The sequence below is a fragment of the Paenibacillus sp. S28 genome, assembly GCF_016624415.1.
In the GTDB taxonomy this organism is placed as follows: Bacteria; Bacillota; Bacilli; order Paenibacillales; family Paenibacillaceae; genus Paenibacillus_AQ; species Paenibacillus_AQ favisporus.
In genome coordinates this window covers 860351-882073 of sequence record NZ_JACVTM010000002.1, presented here as the reverse complement: position 1 = coordinate 882073, position 21723 = coordinate 860351, and the positions used below count along the sequence as shown (strand labels likewise).

Here is a 21723-nt window from a genome sequence, read left to right as displayed (position 1 = left end):
CCCCGGATCCCCGGCTGCCCCCATCCCGGACCCGGCATCCAGCAGCACCAGATCATAACATTGGTTGGCGATCGTTACGATGGACTGCACCGATTGCGCGCGATAACCCGGCAGCGTTCCTCCCCGACGGTCATTTCCCTGGACAAAGTCGAGACGCTCAGGCAGCACAGGGATCGTGTAATCCCGGAAATTGTCCCTGAATAAACGCCGGTTAACCGCAAGCCTTTCCAGCGCGTCCATACCGTGATCGTGAAACGACACGAGGGAATGGTCGAGCACCAGCCTGCTGCTTCGGAACGCCCCTTCCACACGTTCCCCCGCCGTACCACCGTGACCGAGAAGGATGCGCAGGCGATATTCCAAACCGAGGCAAGCCGCAGCCGCTGCTGCGTGCGCCGAACTTCCGCTCCCTCCCTCTAACGGGCTCCAAAATGCTACTGTACTCATACTTTGCTCCTTTCTGCGCTCCGTAAGGCGCGATGGATTGTTTTCGGTTCCATATCTGTCAGAAGTCTCATCAGCAGGCATAGATTTTTTTTATATATTCGGCTTAGACGTCTGATCCGTACCTTCCGGGTATGATCGTTCTGCAGCTTCAAGGCATAATCCGTCTCGACCCACGGGATGACGACAGATGCTTCCTTCCATAGCACAGGGAGGCTGCCGAAATATCCTTCCGCGTACCCTTCGTCAAAAAAATCATCCACTGCCCGGACGTACACTTTATAGAATTCCTGCTGCGTACTGCCGAGATGCCCGCGTAGCAGTTCTTCCAACCAATCCCTTCCCTGCTCCAGCGTCCAAATCTCATAATCGCTGACCCATACCAACGCAGCGGCGCTTTCCCAGGAATCACGGGGGCAAAATTCCGCCTGCTCCATATCAAACACAACCACGTCGTATTGCTCTATCGGTGTCCCGACTAAGGCTAGATGTTCTGTCAGTTCGGATTCATCCGCAAAACCCGAAGCGACATCAAAGCCGGAAAATTCCGTTACAGACAGCGGTTTGTCCAGCTGTCCGATATACAGCGGATATTTGTGCTTCTCGGTCGCATCCACCAGCAATACCTTTTTCCCTGCCGCACGAAGCAGCATGCACACATAGAGCAGAAGCTCGCTCTTGTCACAAATTCCGGCAAAGATCCACGTCTTCACCTCATCACCCCTGGCCAGTCAATTTTTTCAAAAGTTCAGGCATCGTGTTGCTTTGCTTACATACAGCTCCGGCTGCTCTTAACTATGGTTGGTCCGTTGAACTCCCACCCTCTTTCACTGCCTGTTCCAGCAGCTTATTCTGCTGCGGTTGGTCCAACGTAAACGAGTCCTCTGACTCCCCGGCAGGGGTTGAACCGTCCGTCTGGAACGAGCTTTGCGTGCTAGAGGAAGATCCTGAGGCCTGACCATACCCTGAAGAATATTCCGACGCCGAAAACGAGCCGTTCCCTGGAGACTGTGCATCCGCGCGGGCAAGGTCGCTCTCCAGCGCTGTGCGCACGGCCTCAGCCAGCGTCTGCTCCGCTTTGTTTACGATGTTAGGGTCGCTCGCAATCAGTTTCATCACGGCTTTATTTACCGGATAGGTCGGGACCGCCCTGTTCTGCATTTCCGGTTCAACGTAAGTGAGCGCATATAATGCGGCATCATGCAAATAGGCATCCACCATGGCGCTCGACAAAGACAAAATCTCCTGCTCGTTCATCTTGATCCACATCGTTGGCGAAGCAAGCTTATCTATCTTTTTCTTGGACAGCACGATGTAGTCCTGACCGGAAGGAAACTGGATCCGTACGTCGACGGAATCCCCTTGCCTCAGGTTGGAGGGCAGTGAGACCGCCTTCATCTCCCGGTTTCTTAAATCCGGCGCGGTCGGCTGGCCATCATACAGCATCGCTTCAGTTAGCGGCGTACCTTTGCCCAGCTCGATCTTGGCAGTCCTTCCCGCAGCTCCGTCCTTGTCCGTGATCAGGTTGCCAGGGGCAGCCTCGAGCGGAAGCTTGATCTGAATCAGATCGCCCTGCTTGATCGTCTCTCCGGGAGCAACATCGCGGGAGATGGTCCACCCGGATGCCATCGACTTCTGCGACTGGAGCTGAGCCTGCTCCAAATCGGCGATTTGCCGCTGGTAGTGGCGCTCTATCACTCCTTCCCGTTTGTTGTGCTCCATCGCGTTCCAGACCGCATAGCCTGCAAACAGCAGCCCCATCGCCGAAGCGCCTGCCAGGCCTGCATAAATCAAGTGTTTCGTTCGCTGCCTTAACTTTGACATACTTCCCGATTACTCCCTCCTTCATAGTCGCATCTCAGCTTAAGCCAAACCTGAACTTTCGTCTGCGCTCCGCGACCGGCAGCAGCCCTTGGAATATCCGTACAAATGCCCGGTCCATCTCATCACATTGGTCAAAAGGATCCACCTGTAGCGGGATGGAAAATACCCGGGACGTGCCCAGCGTACGTCGCAGCCGGTGCACAGCGTCCTGCGGTGCGAGCGGAAGAAAGTACATCCACTTATGCTGCGGATGACTGGACAATTGCTGGACGAGCCCGACCAAATCCTGGTGCTTCCACTCCGCTCCCGATCCGACAATAATGGGAATATCCGCACGCAGAAATTCCTCCAGCCGGTCATTACCGAAATAAGCTCCCAGATCCATCACCACAAAGCTGTAGCTTCCACCAAGCAGGGAGATCACGTCTGCCCTCCCGGTTTGCCGCCAGTAATCCACGCCCTGTACCTCAAACTTGCGCTCACCCGTTTGCACGCTATCTGTCCTGCCGGCCGCGATTCTCTGAATCCGGCCGAACGCCGGCGATTGCAGATTCATCTCGACAAGGGCTACTTTGCCGTAGCTTCGGGCTAAATAATGCGCGACGGCAATCGCCGTATGGGTTGTTCCCGTGCCGCTGCCGGCCCCCATAACCGCGATCGCCAGCGTTCCCGGAAATCCCGGCTTCCTCCCCGCTTTCAGTCCCACCGGTCCTGTACCCAGCATCCCGATGGAATCCAGGACCGAGCGTACCTCCTTGGCCGATTGGTACCTGTCTTCGGGTTCAATGCTCAGCAAGCGGCGGATAATAGGGATCATGCCCTTCGGAATATCGGGGCGGATCAGTTCCTGTACCCCTTCCTTCCATTCGCTGCATTTGCCGCCGGTGGACAAATACAGCATCAAGGCGCCCAAGCCGTACAAGTCCGACCTTGCGTCGCTTTGCCCCAATCCATACTGCTCCGGGGCCGCAAATCCGACCGTACCGAGCTTAACGGTGTCCTGATATTGATCCTGCTTGTAATTTCTGGCGATCCCAAAATCGATCAATCGGACTTCCAGCTGGCGGGCAAGCATGATGTTGGATGGCTTCAAGTCGCGAAAAATGACCGCGGGTTCATGCCCATGCAGATACTCCAGCACTTCCAGCAGCTGATTCGCGATCTGCAGAATAGTTCCAGCCGGGAGCCTGTATTGGTTCTCCTTAAAATACTTCTCGAGCGTGACACCCTGAATGAAGTCCATGACCAAATAAGCGAACCCATCTTCATCCGATGCGAAAAAATCGACGATCCGAGGGAGACGGGGATGGTTCAATGAGATGAGAAGCTCAGCCTCATCCTGCAAGCCCTGAAGCAGCTCGGGCCTCGACGGTGTCTCCTTGACGGCCCACTGCTTGCCTGGAAGCTTCAGGTCCGCTGCCAGGTATATCCGGCTCATACCTCCTTCACCAATGCTGGCGATTACTTCATACCTCCCTCCAATCCTTTGTCCGGGACGCAGCCTGGAAGGATGACTCATCGTATACACAACCTTTCTGAACGACAAAAAAGGAAAGCACCCTGTGGATAACGACGTGGCCTGGGCCACGATCGTACTCCGGGATGCTTTCCCTATATTATCGTTTGGTTAATTTTGGTACTAGTATAAAATAAATTGTCGGATCTCGCAAGAAATATTTTCCAAACCCATTCGCTTCGTCAATTCAGGCAAATGAGACAAATTTTTAATGGACTTAATATTTAATCATATAAAGTGTGATCTCGTCCCGATTGTGAAACAGCTGCTTGGCTCTCTGAACCTGCATCTCAGCCTGCTCAAACGACGAAATGACATCATCTATTAATGCCATCGGTTTCTTATGCATCAGCTTCACCGTTACAACCGCCGTTCCTCCCGCAGCCAGGCTTGGCAGCAGCTCCTTCACCAGCTTCACCATCTGTTTCGGACTCCAGCTCATATCGCATACAAGAAGATCAAATTCCTCATCCTTGAATTGTACCTCTGAGGCATTTTTCCGGAGGATCCGCAGCGCGGGATGCCCCTGCAGCGACTCATGCATGACCGCCGGGTCCACGGCCGTAACCTGTAAACCGCGCTCCAGCAACAAGGACGTCCAGCCTCCAGGCGCCGCCCCGATATCAAGCGCCTTGTGAAAAGTGGTGAAATCGATGCCAAAGCTGTGCTCGGCTTCGAGCAGCTTGAATTTCGCCCTGGAGATCTGTCCTTCCTCACGCTGAAAGCGGATTGCTCCGCCGCTCCAGTCCGACAAGTTGTCGGATGGCCGTGAAACCCCGGCGTACAGCATGCTTCCGGCCGCAAAAATAGAAATAATCCACTCCGGATCCTGCACGACGAAATCCGTCCCGAGGTCGCTCAGCATCTCGGCCAGCGTTTCGCGCAGTTTGCCCGCGCTGTCCTGCCACAGGCTGTCGTCGGCTTTCCGAACCTGAAGCGACACGGCTGCGCCATGAAGCTCCTTCCGGTTCCGCAGGAAGGCGCTGACCTCACGGACCGCCTGATCCATGTCTTCTGCATTTTGCTCCAGCTGCACAGGCTGGATGTGACGCAGAAATATCGGCGGGCTGCTAACAATCATATCAACGGCCCGGCCGGCTTCTTCATTTAGCGTTAATAGGAACACCTCTCCCGACACGAACACGCGGCTTTTCAGGCGGCCGAATTTGCGGCGCAGTTCTTCCTGGGCATAAGGAGCGAAGCCATGGTTTGCCGTGCATATAAATCTTGAGATGGAATCTGCCGATTCCTCGCTGTTTTCGTTATTCGATAAGTTATGATCAGTCAAAATGGGTTTACCCTCCAGAAATCACTTTAATCCATGGACGTCCTTCATCCCATTCCAGTTTGGCAGGAATGTCGTAAGTCCGCTTGATCAATTCGTTAGTCAGCACCTCTTGCTTTGGACCAGAACCGGCGATTTTGCCGTCACGGATCAGCGCCACATGGGTGAATAGAGGCACGATCTCTTCCACATGGTGGGTCACATACACCACGGTCATATTCCGCTGGCGAAGCCGGTCGACCTCGGCCAGCATCTTTTCCCGCTCATATAAGTCCAGGCCCGCACATGGCTCGTCCATGATCAGCAGCTTGGGGTCTGCCATCAAGCAGCGTGCCAGCAGTACCTTTTTCCGTTCGCCCTGAGAGAGCGTGCCGAAGGGATGCTCCGCATGTCCTCCCAAGTGCATATCCTTCAGCAGACTATAAGCCTTCTCTTTTACGTCCGCCGGAATCTCCTGATAAAATCGCAAAAAAGCGTACGCTCCGGTCGCCACTACTTCCCAAACCGGGTCGCTGAGTGACAGCCTTTCGATCAGCGAAGGGCTGATATAGCCGATTTCTTTGCGCACTTCCCGGACATCGCACTCGCCATATACATTACCCAGTACTTCAATTGTACCCGAGCTGGGAAAAAGATAACCCGTCATCATTTCCAGCATCGTCGTTTTACCCGAGCCGTTTCTCCCGAGAATCGCCCAATGCTCACCGGGTTTAATCTCGAGAGACACATGGTCAAGAATGAGGTTGTCCTCTCTTCTCAGCGTCACGTCCTTCATCGAAATCATGATATCACTCCCCTAATTTCCTGCAGCAGGTCCTCCACGGAGCCCATGCTGTACCGGATGGACGGCTTGGCGCTGCGGTTCGCGTCGGTGACGAGGAGCGCAGGCACGCTGCGGATCTGATACTGCTGAACGACCTGCGGCAGCATGTTCACGTCCGCATCCGCCACGATGCCCTCCGGCAGCAGGTGCTCCGCCACTTCAAGCATTCGTCTGGCCGCTTTACACGTGCCGCAGAAAGGAGTATACAAAAAGACGGCCAGCGGCTGCCCCTTGGTCCAAAGCTCCTTCAGCAGCTCCTGCTCGCTTAGATGCCTCATTGCGTTTCCCCTCCCGCAACCCGCTCAAGCTCATCCGGAGGCATTGGGCCATTATGAAGCACGACATGCTCTGGCTTATGATGATAGAGCAGCTCATACATTTCCTTTTTCCCCCACATACTCGACGTATGCAAATAAATCTCCTGCGGGAATAAGGCGTCCGTAATCATATGCTTGACCACGTCCTTGCCGGTCATTTCACCGGGTCCCAAGTCAAAATCAAGCGATAATATGTCAACCTCGCACTCCTTAAGCATCAGAAGGCATTCCTCCGCATTGCGAGCGAGGGTAAAGCCTTGCGGACAACGGCGATAGTCATCCAAAAACAGATGGATCACGCTCGGGTCCCTCCTTCCCTAAAAAAACAAAACGAAACGGCTAATCGATCGGCCAGCTTTTCACCTTGGCGATATCGCCGCGGTGCGTACCGTCTTCGCCTGCGTCCGTCTCCAGTACGAGCGCCTTGCCATGGAATTCCGGATATGACAGCAGCGCCTGAAAGGCTTCCTCGCCAATATACCCCTGACCGATCCGCTCATGGCGGTCTTTTCCCGAACCGAGCGGGTATTTGGAATCGTTCAGGTGGACTGCGGCCAGATCGCTCCAGTATCCAAGCTCTCTGCCCCGCTCAACGAGGGCATCCGTCGTACGCGGATCCCACACGCCTGATGCGTATGCATGGCAAGTATCCAGGCAAAAGCCGATTTTCTCCGGGTAATCGCTCAGCCGCCTGATGTTTACCAGCTCATCAAGCGTAATGCCCATTGAGCCCGGGGTGCCGGCCTGGTTTTCCAGCAAAATCTTCGCGCTGCCCTGCCAGCCTGACAGCGTCTCGTTTAAACATTGTATTATATTTTTGTAGCCTTGTAATGCATCGCGTCCTTTGAAATGTCCGAAGTGGACCACGATGCCGACCGTGCCGCAAGCCTCGGCGATGATCAGATCGTTCTGCAGCGACTTGACGGTCAGCTCGTACAGCTCCCGGCCCCGGCTGTCGCCGATTGCGATGTTGATCGGATACGGAGTGTGGGCGATGCTTGGCATGCCGTGCTCCCGGCAAAAGGTAAGGCAGTCCGCCGCAGCAGATGCATCCAGCGTTTTGATCGACATGCTGCGGGGATTTTTCGGAAAATATTGAAACGATCTCGCTCCGATTTCCCATGCCCGCCGGGCAGCTCTCCCATAACCGCCGCGCGTGCTGACATGGCAGCCGATGAGCAGCTGGTTACTGCTCATGCTGGCAGGACGGACAATAAAAAACCTTCCGCCCGTTTAATTCGGATTTGTTGATGGTACCGCCGCAGCGGTAGCATGCTTCCCCTTCACGGTCATACACTTTGCACTGATCGTCATAGCCGCCGGTTAACTGGTCTCCCGCCATAAACGGAGTATCCATATAGCCTCCGCCTTCAAGGGCTTCCCGCAGCACTTTCTGCATGGCAGCATACAGCCTCGCAACCGATGCTTCCGTCAAATCCTGAACCTTCACCGAAGGCAGAAGACCGGCTTCATACGCGATTTCATCCGCATAGCAGTTCCCGATGCCGGCAATGACATGCTGGTTGACCAGCAGCGATTTTAAAGATCCGCGCCGCCCCTGCAATATTCCTGCAAACTTTTCCGGATTCATCCGGCGGTCCAGCGGTTCCGGTCCAAGGGGAGCGAACAGCTCATCGACTTCTTTCGCCGAATGCAGATGAAGATGGCCTAGCCGAAGGCCGATAAAATACAGCGTCCGGTCCCCAAACGAAATTTCAATCTGGGTAGAACGTTTCGGGCGATCCTCTTCGGTTCCGTAATACATCAAGCCGCCCAGCATCAGATGCAGGAGCAGCCTGCGGCCGTTGTTCAGGTGGAAAATAAGATGCTTTCCGCGCCGCTCCACAAAAATCGTTCTCGTGCCAAGCAGCTCCTCCTTGAAGCTTTCAACGGGAACATTAATGGATTTCTCCCGGTTGACGACCACGTTCGTAATCGGAGCATTGATAATCAGTTCTGACAGCAATCTTCGGTAATTTTCCATTTCCGGCAGTTCCGGCATCTTGTTCATCTATCCTTTCAAAATCCATCACGGATGTTCATGTAAATGTATATAAAACGGTCCCTGAAAGTATCAAGGACACAACAGCTGAGTCAGCTCGGTCAGATCACGGCAAATGATGTCCGGAGAGATGCCGGCTGCATCGACATGCATTTGCAAGTTGCTCTCCGTCGTCAGCCCCGTCAGGACCAAAATCGTCTGACATCCCGCGGCAGCACCTGCCGCAATGTCCGTACGCATATTATCACCGATCACAGTGGCTTCGGTCGGGGACAGCTGCAGCCGATCCGTAGCATATTTCATCAAGTGGCTCGAAGGCTTCCCGATAATCACCGGTTTGACACCGGAAGCCGCTTCAATTGCTGCTCCAAGCGATCCGGCCCCTGGGACAAGCCCGTGATCGGAAGGAAGCAGAAGGTCGGGATTGGTCAGCACAGAGCGGGCACCTTCACGGATCCAGCGAACAGCCTGGGCGAGTGTATCGTAAGTAAAAGAGCGGTCGATCCCTTGCACGACAAATTCAGGCGCATCATCGACGAGCTTGAGCCCTTCCTCAATCAAAGCCTGCCGAAGCCCATCTTCCCCTAGCATAGCCACTCTGGCCCCAGGAGATTCTTCAGCGATATACCGCGCGGCGGCTAGTGACGAGGTGCAAACCTTCTCTTTGTCGGCGGGAACACCCATCTCGTTCAAATGAGCAGCCACCATTTCCGGCGTTTTCGAAGAATTGTTCGTCACGAATAAATAAGGGATTTCCCGCGATTGCAGCGTTCGAATCAGAATGTCCGCTCCGGGTATCATATGTTTCCCATGATATAACGTTCCGTCCAGGTCAATCAGCAGACCGCGGGTAGTTCTCAGCGTGTTCAATGGACATACCTCGTTTCATCTAGTAAAACTTATGGCTGCGAAAAGCCTGGCTCCCGCTGCAACGGTCGATTTCCAGGCTTCCTGTAACCCAGCTTGTTCCATTGTAAAAGAAAACGGAGGAATGTGGCAACCGAAAGCACGACGACAAGGACGTTTATCTCCATTATTTCGTCAAGCGTTACCCCTAAAACCTATCACGAGAAGTCCAATTGTGCAAAGTTGTGTCATTTCCTGCGCTTTCCCGGAAAATAATGATTATCCGGGCAATGAAACGCTGCAGTAAGAAAAACGTCTATCGACGTACTTTCAAAGAAGACAGACCGCGTTTAGCTGAAGTTTTTCTTGCGATTATAGAATGGTTCAGCTTCGCTGAAATTTATAAATTCTATAATCTTAAAGAAAAAAGGCTCGCCCGGAGCCTTCATTCCATTATCGCCTGCCCTATGTCTTCCCTATTCTTCGTGGCGGGTCACCGGAAACAGCACTAATTCTTCGGCAAGCAGCGTTTTTGGAAAGAGTGACCTGGCTTCCGCCAATAGAGGCTGCAGGTGCTCAATATCCTTGTAACGTGAGCTGAAGTGCGTAATAATGAGCTCCTTGGCCCCCGCGTCGCGGGCAGCTTCTGCGGCTTGAAGCGCCGTGCTGTGATGATAGTTGTGTGCGGTCTCATGAAGCTCATGCAGAAACGTGGCCTCATGAACGAGCAGATCTGCCTGTTCGGCCAGCGGCAGCACGTTGGCACAAGGGCGGGTATCGCCCAAGATCGTAACGACGCGCCCCTTCTTCGGCGCACCAAGCACGTCTGCGGGTGTCAGCACCCGGCCATCTTCCAGGTCGATGCTCTCCCCGCGCTTCAAACGGCCGTAAATCGGCCCCGGTTTTAACCCGTACTCGGCCATTCGTTTCAAGTCCAAGCTGCCTGGCTTGTCTTTTTCCATGATCCGGTATCCATAGCTGTCAATGCGGTGCTCCAGCAGACGGGATTCAACCCGGACCTCCCCGTCTTCAAAAATGACTCCCCCCGTATGCTCAATCACCTCAAGTTCAAACTCGATTCGCGACTGGCTGAGGGTAAGTGACGTGTCTATGTATTTTTTGATCCCCGGCGGTCCGTAAACCTGCAAGGGCGTGGTGCCGCCCTGGTTGGACCTGCTGGAGAGCAGCCCGGGAAGACCGAATATATGATCACCGTGCAGGTGGGTAATGAAAATTTTCTCCAGCTTGCTCAGCTTTAATGAAGACCGCAGAATTTGATGCTGCGTGCCTTCGCCGCAATCGAACATCCAGAAGCTGCGCCGCTCCTCGTACATCCGAAGCGCCATCGATGTCACGTTCCGCTGCAGGGAAGGAACCCCCGCATTGGTACCCAAAAACTCCAGTTCCATAACGCTATACCTTCTTTCCAAGAATGCGCCAGCAAAAAACCCCCGAACAATCGGAGGGTTTTGCTGACATTTGCTTCGGTTCGGCTATGAACCGAATATATATTATTTTACCTTGTCGACATTAAAATACCGTGCTTCCGGATGGGCAAACACCATCGCCGACACCGAAGCTTCAGGCTCCATCATAAAGCCTTCGGTCAGATGTACGCCGATATCTTCCGGCTGCATCAGCTTGAAGAGCGGCTCCTGATCCTCCAGATCCGGACATGCCGGATATCCGAAGGAGACGCGGATGCCTTGATACCGTGCCCCGTGACGCTGCTTCATCGTCATATCGGCCGGGTCAGGGAAGCCCCACGTATCGCGCATCATATGATGAACGCGCTCGGCCAGCGCTTCGGCGGTCTCAAGAGCTACCGATTGCAGGACATGCGACTTCAGATAGTCCCCTTTATCCTTCCACTCCGAAGACAGCTTCGAAATGCCTTGTCCCGCGGTGACGACCAGGAAGCCGACATAGTCCATCTTGCCGCTGTCGACCGATTTCAGGAAATCGGCGAGGCAGAGGAACGGTGCCACGTTCTGGCGCGGGAACGTAAACGTATGCAGCACCTTGGTGTGATCCTCCGGATCGTAAATGACAATGTCGTTGCCCCTCGACTGCGCAGGGAAAAAGCGGTACATCGCATGCGCCTTGATAATCCCCTCACGGGCGGCCTGATCCAGTACGTCATCGACGGTTGCTTTCAAATCCAGCGCTTTTTCGTCACCTTTCTCCAGCAGCTGCTCGACCTGACCGCGCAACCCCAAATGATGGCCAAGCAGCATCTGCATGTTCATGTATGGGATGATGTGGCTGATCGGATAGTTGCGGATGATGTGCCGTTCCAAATCGGGCGGGTTAAAGACCGGGACATCCGTCGACACGTTGGACTTGGCCGCACGGGTCAGTTCCGGCAGCTCAACCGGCTTTTCAGCTTCCGCCAATAGCGCTTCGAGCTCCGCGTCCATTTCAGCCTGCATCAGACTGCGCTGCTCGGGATCCATCAGCTTGTTTGCCAGGTCAAGCCCGTCCATGGCGTCCTTCGCGTACACGACCATGCCTTCATACTCCGGCCGGATGCGCGTTTTGGTGAACCTGCGGGTCAATGCCGCTCCGCCAACCATAATCGGCACCTTCACGCCGGCATTTTTCAAGTCCTGCGCGGTCACGACCATTTGCTGTGCGGATTTCACCAGCAGACCGGATAGTCCGATCAAATCGGCCTGCTCCTTCCGGTAAGCCTCGATGATCTTCTCCGGTGGTACTTTTATACCCAAATTGACGATTTGGTAACCATTGTTCGAGAGGATAATCTCGACCAGGTTTTTACCGATGTCATGCACGTCGCCTTTAACGGTGGCCAGCAGCATCTTCCCTTTGACGGACGTTTCGTTCTTTTCCATAAAAGGCTCCAGATAGGACACGGACGCTTTCATTACCTCGGCGCTCTGCAGCACCTCCGCCACGATCAGCTCGTTGTTGTTGAACAGACGACCGACTTCGGACATGCCGTCCATGAGCGGCCCGTTGATGATCTCCAAGGCGCCGTACTTCTGCAGCGCAGCATCCAGGTCGGGAATCAGACCTTCCTTGGTGCCTTCAACGATATAGGTAGCCAGCCGTTCTTCCAGCGACAAGTTCGAAATTTTCTCTTTCTTCTCGACCTTTTTATTCCGGAACGCCGCCACAAACGCGGCCAGCGTCTCATCGTTCGTATTGTAAATCAGCTCTTCGGCCAGCTTCCGCTCCGCATCTGGAATCGAGGCATAGCGCTCCAGCTTCTCGGTATTCACGATGGCATAATCCAGACCCGCTTTCGTACACTCGTATAGGAAAACGGAGTTCAATACTTCGCGGCCCGCTTCCGGCAAACCGAACGAGACGTTGCTGATGCCGAGAATCGTATGGCACTCCGGCATCGCTTCCTTGATCAAACGGATCCCTTCAATCGTTTCCTTGGCGGAACCGATGTACTGCTCATCACCGGTACCAACCGGGAACACTAGCGTGTCGAAAATCAGGTCCTCAGCGGGAATGCCGTATTTATGAACGAGCAGATCGTAAGATCGCTTGGCCACATTCAGCTTGTCGTTTCGGTCAATGGCCTGTCCGCTCTCATCGATGGTCCCCACCACGACAGCAGCCCCGTATTTGTGGATGAGCGGAGCCACATGTTCGAACTTTTCTTCACCGTCTTCAAGGTTAATGGAGTTAATAATCGCCTTGCCCTGGGAATATTTGAGCGCAAGGTCGATGACCTTCGGATCGGTCGTGTCGATCATGAGCGGCACTTTGACCTTTTTCACCACCAGCTCCAGGAACTGTTTGATATCCTCCGCTTCATCCCGGTCCGGATCCTGCACGCACACGTCGATGACATGAGCTCCGTTTTTGACCTGGGCACGGGCGATCTCCGATGCCTCCTCGTACTTCCCTTCCACGATCAGGCGCTTGAATTTCCGCGAACCGAGCACGTTGGTCCGTTCTCCCACCATATAAGGCCGGTTGTCGGACTCAATGTACACGGGGTCGATCCCGGACAGCGCCGGCGGATGGTTCCCTTCCATTTGACGAGGCTGGTAACCCTTCATGACCTCGTTCAGCGCCCGGATATGATCCGGGGTCGTTCCGCAGCAGCCGCCGGCAATATTGAGCCAGCCCTGCTCCGCAAAGGCTTCCATCTTCCGGGCCAGCGACTCCGGAGATTCATGGTAATGCCCGTTCTCATCCGGAAGGCCGGCATTCGGATAGCAGCTGACCGCCGTTTTGGCCATGGAGGCGAGCGAACGGATGTGATCGCGCATGAATTCCGGACCTGTCGCACAGTTAAGGCCGACCGAAATCGGATTCAGGTGCTCCAGCGAAATGTAGAACGCTTCAATGTTCTGCCCGGCCAGGGTCGTCCCCATCGGTTCGATCGTACCGGAAATCATGATCGGCAGCGTGATCCCAGTGCTTGCAAAGGCATTCCGGATTCCGATGCTGCCGGCCTTAACATTCAGTGTATCCTGGCTCGTTTCAAGCAACAGGGCGTCGACTTTGCCCTCGATCAGGGCAACCGCCTGCTCCTCATAGCTGCTTACGAGCTCCTCAAAAGTTACGCCCCCGGTCACCGACAGCGTCTTCGTCGTCGGGCCGATCGCGCCGATCACGTACCTAGGCTTGTCCGGCGTGCTGAATTTATCCGCCGCTCTGCGGGCAATTTCCGCAGCAAGCAGATTAATCTCCCGCGCCTTCTCGGGAATGTCGTATTCAGACAATACGACCGAGGTAGCGCCGAACGTATTCGTCTCTATGAGATCCGCCCCGGCTTCCAGATACTTCTCGTGGATCTGTTCGATCACATCGGGACGGGTAATGACCAGCATTTCATTACAGCCTTCCAGCTCTTCTCCACCAAAATCCTGAGGGCCAAGGTCCACCTGCTGGATCATGGTACCCATGGCACCGTCCAATATCAATATTCGTTCTTTCATTAATTCCTTCAAGTCAGGTCTGTTCACTGTATGTCCCCCCTGCCAAACGTTAAATCTTAGTTTATCAGAATAGCCCTTATTAGAAAAGTGTAAGAAATGCCTTAAGGCAGGGTTTTGCACCTGATTTTCGTGTAATATATAATCGACAACAAAAGTATGGTTCGTTATAATATGAATTAATCCAAGTGGAAAAGAGGGTTTAGAGATGGCTGAAATCGTGATTCGCAATACGAACGAACGGATTACCGGTGACGATAATGTTCGTGAGTTCCTCAACAATCAAAACGTTCTTTATGAAAAATGGGATGCTTCCAAGCTGCCTCTGGAGCTTCAAACCAATTTTCAACTGAACGACGAGCAGAAAAAGCAGATCCTGGACACCTACGATGAGGAGATCCGTGATCTGGCTGCCCGCCGCGGTTACAAGATCTGGGACGTCATCACGCTGTCCGACGCTACGCCGAACCTGGAAGACCTGCTGAATAAGTTCGAAGAGGTTCATACCCACACCGAAGACGAAATCCGTGCGATCGTGGGCGGCAAAGGAATTTTCGTAATCAAGGGCGCAGGCGACATCGGCTACTTCAATGTAGAGCTCGAAGCCGGTGATGTCATCTCCGTTCCGGAAAATACAAACCATTTCTTTACGCTGATGGACAATCGTAAAATTATCGCCGTCCGCCTCTTTATCGAGGAAAACGGCTGGGTCGCCCATCCGGTTCAGGACCCAAGCTTTCAGTCTTAATCCATAAATATAGCGATATACGCAGCAACCCCCGCCTTCGCCAGGAAGGACGGGGGTTGCTTGTCGTTATCAAACGAATCATGATGCTGATTATTCCGTCACGGTCAGCTTTTTCGTCGGCATCGTATGCTGTGGTCCTACCGTAACATGTGACGTGATGCTGTAGGTGCCCGCCTGATCGAAGGTTTTATCGAGCGTATACTTCCCTCCGCCGGCATTCTGGGCGGCCACCTTTTCATGGCTGCTGCTGTCGCCTTCCTTCGAGATTTCAATCATAACCTCATCGGCCTTATCGACTGGTTTATCCTTTTGCGTTACGTTCACCTCGATGGTAACTTGGTTACCTACCTTGGCCTGCTCCGGCGTCCAGCTAAGATCCACCTGCACCGGATCCATCATGCTCTCGCTCATGTCCATGCCCGCATGACCACCGCCGCCGCTGCCGCAGCCTGCTATGCTCCATACCGCCAGCAGCAGCAGAGCAACAAAACCGTACTTTCTCAAGCGAAGTCACTCCCTATACGTCTATCAATGTAAGCTGTTTGTCCATATTCTTCATCATTATACATAATTATCGCCACACCCAAACAATCCAACTGTTAACAAAATGGAACAAATTGACCGGAACGCGGTCAAGGTTGCTCAGCAAACGGGGCATTCATATACACAAGATATAATAAAAGCCTGCCGGACGAAGGGATTCCCCTCTGGGCAGGCTAACGTATAAAACCAGCTTAAGACCGTTCGGCAATGATGCGATGCAGCTCGGACAGATGCTTGATTTCGTAATCAGGCTCAATGGACGGATCTTTCACTTTTCCGGTGCGGTTGATCCATACCGTGGTCAGTCCGGCGCTGTTTCCGCCTTTGATGTCGGTTGTCTGCTTGTCGCCGACCATGAGCGTCTGTTCCGGTGTTAATCCAAGCAAAGAAAGCGCATGTTCGAAGATGGTCGGATCCGGTTTGCCTTTGCCGAATGTGCCGGAAATGACAATCTCGTCAAAATATGGGGCAAGTTCGGGAACGCCGGCGATCTTCTCCTGCTGGAGCGCAGGACAGCCGTTCGTCAGAAGAAGCAGCTTCTTGTTTCCTTTCAGTTCGTCCAGCACCTTGAAGGTCTCTTCATATACATGGGGGCGGGAGCGACGCTCGGCGGCAAATTGCTCGGCCAATTCTCCGGCCAGCTGTTCATCGTCAACCCCAAGCTTCAGCAGCCCGCGCCGCCATGATTCCTTGCGATAGCCTGGAGCGAGCTCCTCAAGTCTGCGAAATTCAGGTTGTTCGCCTGCGCTGAAGTTGGCCCACAGTCCTTCAAACGGGTTAATTCCAATCATTTGGGTAAAGGCAAACGTGTCATAGGATTGATATAACGTCCTTGCCTCATTGCGGACCGCTTCCTCCAGCTCCTTGGCGTCAATGCCCTTCGCCTTGGCGGCCGTCTCGCATACCGCTTCAAAGGATTCCTTCACGCTGCGCTCATCCCACAACAGCGTATCGTCCAAATCGAAAAAAACAGCTTGTACCGGCATCCTCTTCCATCCTCTCCATCAGCTATCTCTTATATTTGTTTATTTTTCCAAAGGGATATTGTGGGTCTGCGCAAAACGCTCCAGACGTTCCCCTATGGTATCGGTGTCGTAGCGGTTAATCAGGCGCGTGAACACCCAATTGCCGCCTTTGCCCTTCGGCTCAATCACGACAGAGCCTTTGGCCAGCTTGATCTTGGCGATATTGTCTGCGGTCAGTCGCCGATCCCGGTTGAACTTGATCGTCGATACGGCGTTTTTCTCTACACGCAGGAAAGGCCTGCGCAAAAAGATCATCAAGCCCAGGAACACGTACATGGCCATAATGATCCAGGTCATGCTGCTGTTGCCCGCCGTACCCTCCTGTCCAATCATCCCGAGCAGAAAGTAGACCGCAGCCAGAGCGACCATCGTAATCGGAAGCACATAGTTTCTTCCTTTATAAATGTCAGCTGAAGGCCCCCCCGCGCTGTAGATGGAAGGCTTGCCTTGCTTCTTTCTCTGCTTATCCAGCTGCGCTGAATTTTTTCTTACCTTTCTTTCCCATGAACGGGCCATTCACGAACCTCCTCAAAATGCTTTCGGCTATATAGTTTGAACGAAAGTTTTGCATTTACTTCCTAATATATAACGGCCCAATACTGCTTACAGCATTTATTCATGTAGTTTCACATTCTATATAATAGAAAAACAAATGAAGGAAACCGGGTGCGCTTACATAGAAGCATTCTGTTATCGGTAGTGAGCCATACAAAACCTTGAGTCAGTCTATACCATGATCGAATGTATGAGTCTAATCCAGCTGGTGTTATTTCTTCTCTTCATCCACCCATTCAATCGAGTCCAGCTGCTGTCTGAAATTTCTGCGGACATTCTGAAGGTATCTCTCACGAAGCTTGGCCCGTTCTTCGATCTCCTCTTCGGTTAAACCGGATTCTTTTTGCTTGCGCGCAAGCTCATTAATTCTCTCTACAACGCTGTCGATATCCATACAATTACTCCTCCAATATTCAAGTCATACCTAACTTTGCCATGATAAAAAGAGCTTGTCAAGGTTCACACCTTTCCAAGCTCTTGATCATTTATCTTCTATTAATATTGTGGGAGTGCCAATACTTCTCCGGCTTGAATTTCGCTGCTGGTTAAATCGTTATACTTCTTCACCGCCATAATGTATGCTCGGATATCCATGTCTTCCGGCTTATGGGCAGAAGCGATTCCCCACAATGTATCGCCTTGCTGAACGATGACATTTTTCTCTAACCGAACATCATCCGAGGTTCCCGCGAATACGCGAACGACACCTGTGCATCCCACCAAAATAATCAGGGCCGCCAAGATCAGTTTGATCAAGGCAGGGCCTGGCACGATGGACTGTACTTTCTTCAACCAAGGAGATGCTATAGCTTCATTGATGGATGGGTTAACGGATGGGTTATTATAAATACTTTGGTATGTAGTGTGTTTCAGCATAAATATTACGCCTCCAAACGTTTGTTCTTGTTTTATGAGAACAATATAACACGAACATTTGTTTTGTTCAATACTTTTTTCGAACAATTGTTCTTATGTTTTTAGAGGCGGGTTTCCTTCATTCAGAAGCCGCAAAAATCCCGCTCCATCAAAGCAAAACCATTTAGAACTTATGTTTGTACGAACGGCAGTTCTATGTTATAATTTTACCAAACGTTACTAAATGGGGTTGATGGGGAATGTCAAAGATATCTAGCCGGCAGCAAGCGATATTGGAATTTATCAGAAATGAAGTCCGCGCCAAGGGTTATCCTCCGTCCGTCCGAGAGATCGGTGAGGCGGTTGGGTTGGCTTCCAGCTCGACCGTACACGGCCATTTGGACCGACTGGAGAAGAAAGGCTTGATCCGCAGAGACCCTACGAAGCCTCGTGCCATTGAACTGTTGGGACAAGAAGAATCCGAGAGCAGCAATCTGTTCACGCATACGATCGCCAGAGTTCCCGTAGTAGGCAAGGTCACAGCGGGTGTGCCGATCACGGCAACGGAGAACATTGAAGATTACTTCCCTCTGCCGCAGCACTATGTCGGAGATGAGAAAGTATTTATGCTTTCCGTCGTTGGGGACAGTATGATCGAGGCGGGCATTCATAACGGTGACTACGTCATTGTGAGACAGCAGCAGACTGCCGATAACGGGGACATCGTCGTTGCCATGACGGATGAGGATGAAGCAACCGTGAAGACGTTTTACAAAGAGAAAGACCATATCCGGCTTCAACCGGAGAACCCGGCTTACGAACCTTTGCGTCTGAACCATGTCACCATTCTGGGCAAAGTCGTCGGGCTGTTCCGCGATATTCACTAGCAGATGATGCTGGACAAGCAGCAATAGAGCCCTTGCTCTTCCTTACTCAGGAAGGTCAAGGGCTCTTTTCGGCGTTGGGATCAAGGCAGGATGATTCAGGTGGGACACGCCTCACGGGAATCCGCCGTTTGCTCCAGACGGTACTCCGTCGGGGTTTTTCCCGTCTTTTTGCGGAACACCTGGGTAAAATGCTTGACGTCCACATATCCGACTTTGTCCGAAATGTCGGCCAGCTTCAGATGCGTTTGCAGCAGCAGCTTGCAGGCTTGTTCGATCCGCAGATTGGTGACGTATTCCTTGAAGCCGCTTCCTGTCTTCTGCTTAAACAGCTGGCTGAAGTAGACCGGATTCAGGAACACGACCGAAGCTACCTTTTCCAGGGACAGATCCGTATGATAGTGCGCTTTGATGTACTGCACCGCAACCTCGATCGCTCGGTTACCGCCCGGGTTGTTGTATTCGTATTCCAGCGATGCCGATTCCTGGCGCATCCGCCGCACTTCCTCCGGCACCCGGTGAATGTCTGTGATGAGTCCCGTCGACTGAATTTGGAAAGGCACCTTGACGCATCGTTTCAAGTTAGCGCGCAGCTCATCCGTCAGGCGTTTCATGCCCCCCTCTTCCCCCAGCGAGACGAGGCCGATCAGGCTCGTTTCGTCCATGCTTGTCACAAATCCGCAGCCGTGCGCTTCAATCAGCTCACCAAGCACATTTTCAATAATAAAATGCTCCAGATGCACCGGCGCGTCGCTCTCCATCTTAACCATTACCAGTTGGAATGCGGGGTAGCTCTCAATTATTGAGGCGACGTCAAGGCGCCCGGTATCGAGTCCGCTCGCCCAGCGCTGAAATACCGCCTCGCGCAAATACTTCAGGTTAGACTTCAGCAGCTCCGCCTCGCGCACGATTTCATTCTCCCGATCCATCTCCTGAGCAAGTCCGGATATCATGGAGAGCAGCAGCTCTTTCCCGATCGGCTTGAGCATATAGTCCTTAGCCCCAAGCTTGACGGCTTCCTGGGCGTAGGAAAACTCGGAATAAGCCGAAATAATGACCCATTTGATATGCGGATAACTGCCTTGGCACAGCTGCATCAATTCAAGGCCCGTCATTCCCGGCATGAGGATATCGGTCAGCACCAGGTCAATCCGGTGTCTGCGCAGCTGCTGAACCGCTTCCTCCGGATTCGCCGCCAGGTGAACATAATGCTGCGGATAGGCCCGGTGGATGGTGCGCTTAATTCCGTCACGGATCACATGCTCATCGTCCACGACTAAAATGTTCATCTTCCATTCCTCCTTGGTGCCGGATTGGTAAACGGATGGTTACCGTCGTTCCTTCCCCTTCTTGACTGTCCAAGTATAAACCGTACGGACTGCCGAACATCATTCGGATCCGCTCATGCACATTGCTCAAACCGATGCCACGGCGAAGCACGGGGCCGTCTCTGTCCTCCGCTTTGGGCGAAGTGCGGTTGCCGCCCTCCAGCAAGCTTCTGACCCGCATCAGCGTGTCTTCGTTCATTCCCCTCCCGTTATCCCGAACGACGACATGGAGATCGTCCATGACCTGCTCCGCCGTAACGAGCAGCATGCCCTGCCGATCCAGCGGCTCCAGTCCGTATTTTACAGCGTTTTCAATAATCGGCTGAATCGTCATTTTCGGCAGCGTGACGTCCATCCACTGCGGATCCACATCGATTTTCGGTACAAGCCTGTCTTCCAGCCGGTTCTCGATGATCGTCAAATAATGCCGGATCTGTTCCAATTCCTGACGCAGCGTCGTCCTGGAGGCCTCCTCCCAGTTGCTGCTGTAACGGAACATTTGCGACAGCGACAGAATGACCCTGCTGAGGCGTTCATTCCCCTTTTCATCCAGCATCCAGTAGATCATGTCCAGCGTGTTGTACAAAAAATGCGGATTCACCTGGGACTGCAGCGCCTGCAGCTGCGCATTCTTCTCGCTGACGGTCGTGACCTTGATCGTCTCAATCAACTCATCCATCCGGTGCACCATCCGGTTGAAGGAAGACACCAGGCTGTTGATTTCGTCAAACGAATCGACATTAACCGAACCGCTGAAATTGCCCATCTCCACCTTTTTCATTTCCCGGATCAGCAGCTTCAGCGGGGAAGCAATGTTGCGCGATACCAGCGTGGCCAGAACCGTCGAGACAATAATCAGCACGATCAGGACGATAACGAGATATTGAGTCGTCTGGTTTACTTCCGCCTGAATGTCGTGCTTCGGGGTAAATCCGTAGATCGTCCAGCCCGCCATGGGCGTATTGGCAGCAACCACCAGCTGGCTTGAGCTGTCGTCCACCAGAATACCGTCCTCGGCACCCGGTTTCGGAATGCTGGCAAAGTCCGGCGCCTCCGTCCCTTTTTTACCGGTCGAAGCGATGATGCTGTTGTTCTGATCGATCAGATACACGCGGCTGCCCGGACTGATCGTCACATTGGACATCGCCTCCATGATGGACGAAGGATTCGCTTCGATGACCATGATGCCAAGCTGCTTGTGCGTGTTCAGATCATACAGCTTCCGTCCGAACACAAAGACGTTCTCTTTCTGCTGCAGCGTGTTGATCGGCGATCCCGGCATCATCCCGAGCCAGACCATATTGCCCGACGAGGCGTTCAGCTCGTTGTACCAGGACGTCTGGGCGTAATTGTTGTCGATGACCCCGGCGAACTGGCGCTCATAGCTGTACACTTTGCCCCTGTCGGTCAGAATATGGATGCCTGTAATATCGTTCCTTGAATAGTAAGCCGCCCCGATAATATTCGTAATCGTTCGTTCGTTTTCGATGGCAACGGTCTCTTTCACATGGGTCTCCTGAAGCAGCCGGGTCAGCTCGTAGTTGCTGTTGAGCGACTTGGAGAGACTGTTGTAGCCTTGAAGCAGCGAGTTGAACAGTCCGGCGGTCTGCGAAATGTTCTTCTCGGCGATATCATTCACCTTGGTATGAATAATGGAAATCGTGCGGTAATAATACACGACGCTGATCAATATCAATATGCCGGTCATGCAGCATAGAAACAGCAGAAAAAGACGGCTGTGAATCGAACGAAAATGTCGCCCCACAGATACATTCCCCTTTCGTATCCGGTCATCCATTTGTC

Annotated in this window: 21 protein-coding genes and 1 pseudogene; 2 read left to right on the top strand and 20 right to left on the bottom strand. The window is 53.0% G+C overall.

Features of this window, described 5'->3' with window-relative positions; genetic code table 11:
- The 13 genes and pseudogenes from IAE55_RS08590 to metH all read right to left on the bottom strand — a co-directional run.
- Positions 1–447, bottom strand: a pseudogene (locus IAE55_RS08590) (hypothetical protein); the annotation flags it as partial.
- On the bottom strand, positions 444–1157 hold the full coding sequence (locus IAE55_RS08585; protein ID WP_145158779.1) for a hypothetical protein: 714 nt from the start codon (positions 1155–1157) through the stop codon (positions 444–446). The gene IAE55_RS08585 and the pseudogene IAE55_RS08590, both read right to left, overlap by 4 nt.
- Positions 1158–1239: 82 nt before the next feature.
- The gene (locus IAE55_RS08580) at positions 1240–2268 is read right to left on the bottom strand and encodes an SAF domain-containing protein (protein ID WP_200631678.1); all 1029 of its coding nucleotides are present in this window, start codon (positions 2266–2268) and stop codon (positions 1240–1242) included.
- Between the two features lie 34 nt (positions 2269–2302).
- Complete coding sequence (locus IAE55_RS08575; RefSeq protein ID WP_200631677.1) at positions 2303–3787, bottom strand: serine/threonine-protein kinase; 1485 nt, start codon at positions 3785–3787, stop codon at positions 2303–2305.
- Between the two features lie 214 nt (positions 3788–4001).
- On the bottom strand, positions 4002–5072 hold the full coding sequence (locus tag IAE55_RS08570) for an SAM-dependent methyltransferase (RefSeq protein WP_200631675.1): 1071 nt from the start codon (positions 5070–5072) through the stop codon (positions 4002–4004).
- Between the two features lie 7 nt (positions 5073–5079).
- Entirely contained in the window at positions 5080–5853 is a 774-nt protein-coding gene (locus tag IAE55_RS08565; protein WP_145158771.1) for an ABC transporter ATP-binding protein, read from the bottom strand.
- Positions 5850–6170: a thioredoxin family protein gene (locus IAE55_RS08560; protein WP_105442235.1), complete on the bottom strand. Its 321-nt coding sequence runs from the start codon at positions 6168–6170 to the stop codon at positions 5850–5852. The genes IAE55_RS08565 and IAE55_RS08560 overlap by 4 nt, the downstream gene beginning before the upstream one ends.
- Complete coding sequence (locus tag IAE55_RS08555) at positions 6167–6508, bottom strand: cyclic-phosphate processing receiver domain-containing protein (RefSeq protein WP_200631673.1); 342 nt, start codon at positions 6506–6508, stop codon at positions 6167–6169. Before IAE55_RS08555 ends, IAE55_RS08560 begins: the two co-directional genes overlap by 4 nt.
- A gap of 40 nt (positions 6509–6548) precedes the next feature.
- Positions 6549–7406, bottom strand: a complete 858-nt coding sequence (locus tag IAE55_RS08550; RefSeq protein ID WP_116229866.1) for a deoxyribonuclease IV — start codon at positions 7404–7406, stop codon at positions 6549–6551.
- Complete coding sequence (locus tag IAE55_RS08545; RefSeq protein WP_200631671.1) at positions 7396–8211, bottom strand: Fpg/Nei family DNA glycosylase; 816 nt, start codon at positions 8209–8211, stop codon at positions 7396–7398. Before IAE55_RS08545 ends, IAE55_RS08550 begins: the two co-directional genes overlap by 11 nt.
- 72 nt (positions 8212–8283) lie before the next feature.
- Positions 8284–9081 (bottom strand): TIGR01457 family HAD-type hydrolase, encoded by a 798-nt coding sequence (locus IAE55_RS08540; RefSeq protein WP_373318987.1) that lies wholly within the window; start codon positions 9079–9081, stop codon positions 8284–8286.
- Positions 9082–9533: 452 nt separating this feature from the next.
- On the bottom strand, positions 9534–10466 hold the full coding sequence (rnz, locus tag IAE55_RS08535) for a ribonuclease Z (protein WP_105442232.1): 933 nt from the start codon (positions 10464–10466) through the stop codon (positions 9534–9536).
- A gap of 102 nt (positions 10467–10568) precedes the next feature.
- A complete protein-coding gene (metH, locus tag IAE55_RS08530; protein WP_234489409.1) occupies positions 10569–13985 on the bottom strand; it encodes a methionine synthase in 3417 nt (1138 codons plus the stop codon).
- A 205-nt stretch (positions 13986–14190) separates the two neighbouring features.
- Between metH and IAE55_RS08525 the strand changes: the two genes are divergently transcribed.
- The gene (locus tag IAE55_RS08525; protein ID WP_076171258.1) at positions 14191–14730 is read left to right on the top strand and encodes a 1,2-dihydroxy-3-keto-5-methylthiopentene dioxygenase; all 540 of its coding nucleotides are present in this window, start codon (positions 14191–14193) and stop codon (positions 14728–14730) included.
- A 90-nt stretch (positions 14731–14820) separates the two neighbouring features.
- Here IAE55_RS08525 and IAE55_RS08520 read toward each other — a convergent pair whose 3' ends face one another.
- The 5 genes from IAE55_RS08520 to IAE55_RS08500 all read right to left on the bottom strand — a co-directional run bounded on the left by IAE55_RS08520 (position 14821) and on the right by IAE55_RS08500 (position 17729).
- Positions 14821–15234: a FixH family protein gene (locus tag IAE55_RS08520; protein WP_076171256.1), complete on the bottom strand. Its 414-nt coding sequence runs from the start codon at positions 15232–15234 to the stop codon at positions 14821–14823.
- A 230-nt stretch (positions 15235–15464) separates the two neighbouring features.
- Positions 15465–16259 (bottom strand): HAD family hydrolase, encoded by a 795-nt coding sequence (locus IAE55_RS08515; RefSeq protein ID WP_200631669.1) that lies wholly within the window; start codon positions 16257–16259, stop codon positions 15465–15467.
- A 39-nt stretch (positions 16260–16298) separates the two neighbouring features.
- A complete protein-coding gene (locus IAE55_RS08510) occupies positions 16299–16814 on the bottom strand; it encodes a hypothetical protein (RefSeq protein WP_200631668.1) in 516 nt (171 codons plus the stop codon).
- 250 nt (positions 16815–17064) lie between these two features.
- Entirely contained in the window at positions 17065–17247 is a 183-nt protein-coding gene (locus IAE55_RS08505) for a DUF896 domain-containing protein (protein ID WP_076171246.1), read from the bottom strand.
- 101 nt (positions 17248–17348) lie between these two features.
- Positions 17349–17729 (bottom strand): LysM peptidoglycan-binding domain-containing protein, encoded by a 381-nt coding sequence (locus tag IAE55_RS08500; protein WP_089547907.1) that lies wholly within the window; start codon positions 17727–17729, stop codon positions 17349–17351.
- Positions 17730–17968: 239 nt separating this feature from the next.
- On the opposite strand from IAE55_RS08500, the gene lexA reads away from it, so the two are divergent.
- Positions 17969–18595 carry a transcriptional repressor LexA gene (gene lexA / locus IAE55_RS08495; RefSeq protein WP_076171240.1) on the top strand — a complete coding sequence of 209 codons (627 nt, stop codon included), beginning with the start codon at positions 17969–17971 and terminating at the stop codon, positions 18593–18595.
- 95 nt (positions 18596–18690) lie between these two features.
- Here lexA and IAE55_RS08490 read toward each other — a convergent pair whose 3' ends face one another.
- Both IAE55_RS08490 and IAE55_RS08485 read right to left on the bottom strand, forming a co-directional pair.
- On the bottom strand, positions 18691–19881 hold the full coding sequence (locus IAE55_RS08490) for a response regulator transcription factor (protein ID WP_145158753.1): 1191 nt from the start codon (positions 19879–19881) through the stop codon (positions 18691–18693).
- Positions 19856–21685 carry a sensor histidine kinase gene (locus IAE55_RS08485; RefSeq protein WP_200631667.1) on the bottom strand — a complete coding sequence of 610 codons (1830 nt, stop codon included), beginning with the start codon at positions 21683–21685 and terminating at the stop codon, positions 19856–19858. The genes IAE55_RS08490 and IAE55_RS08485 overlap by 26 nt, the downstream gene beginning before the upstream one ends.
- Positions 21686–21723: the final 38 nt, after the last annotated feature.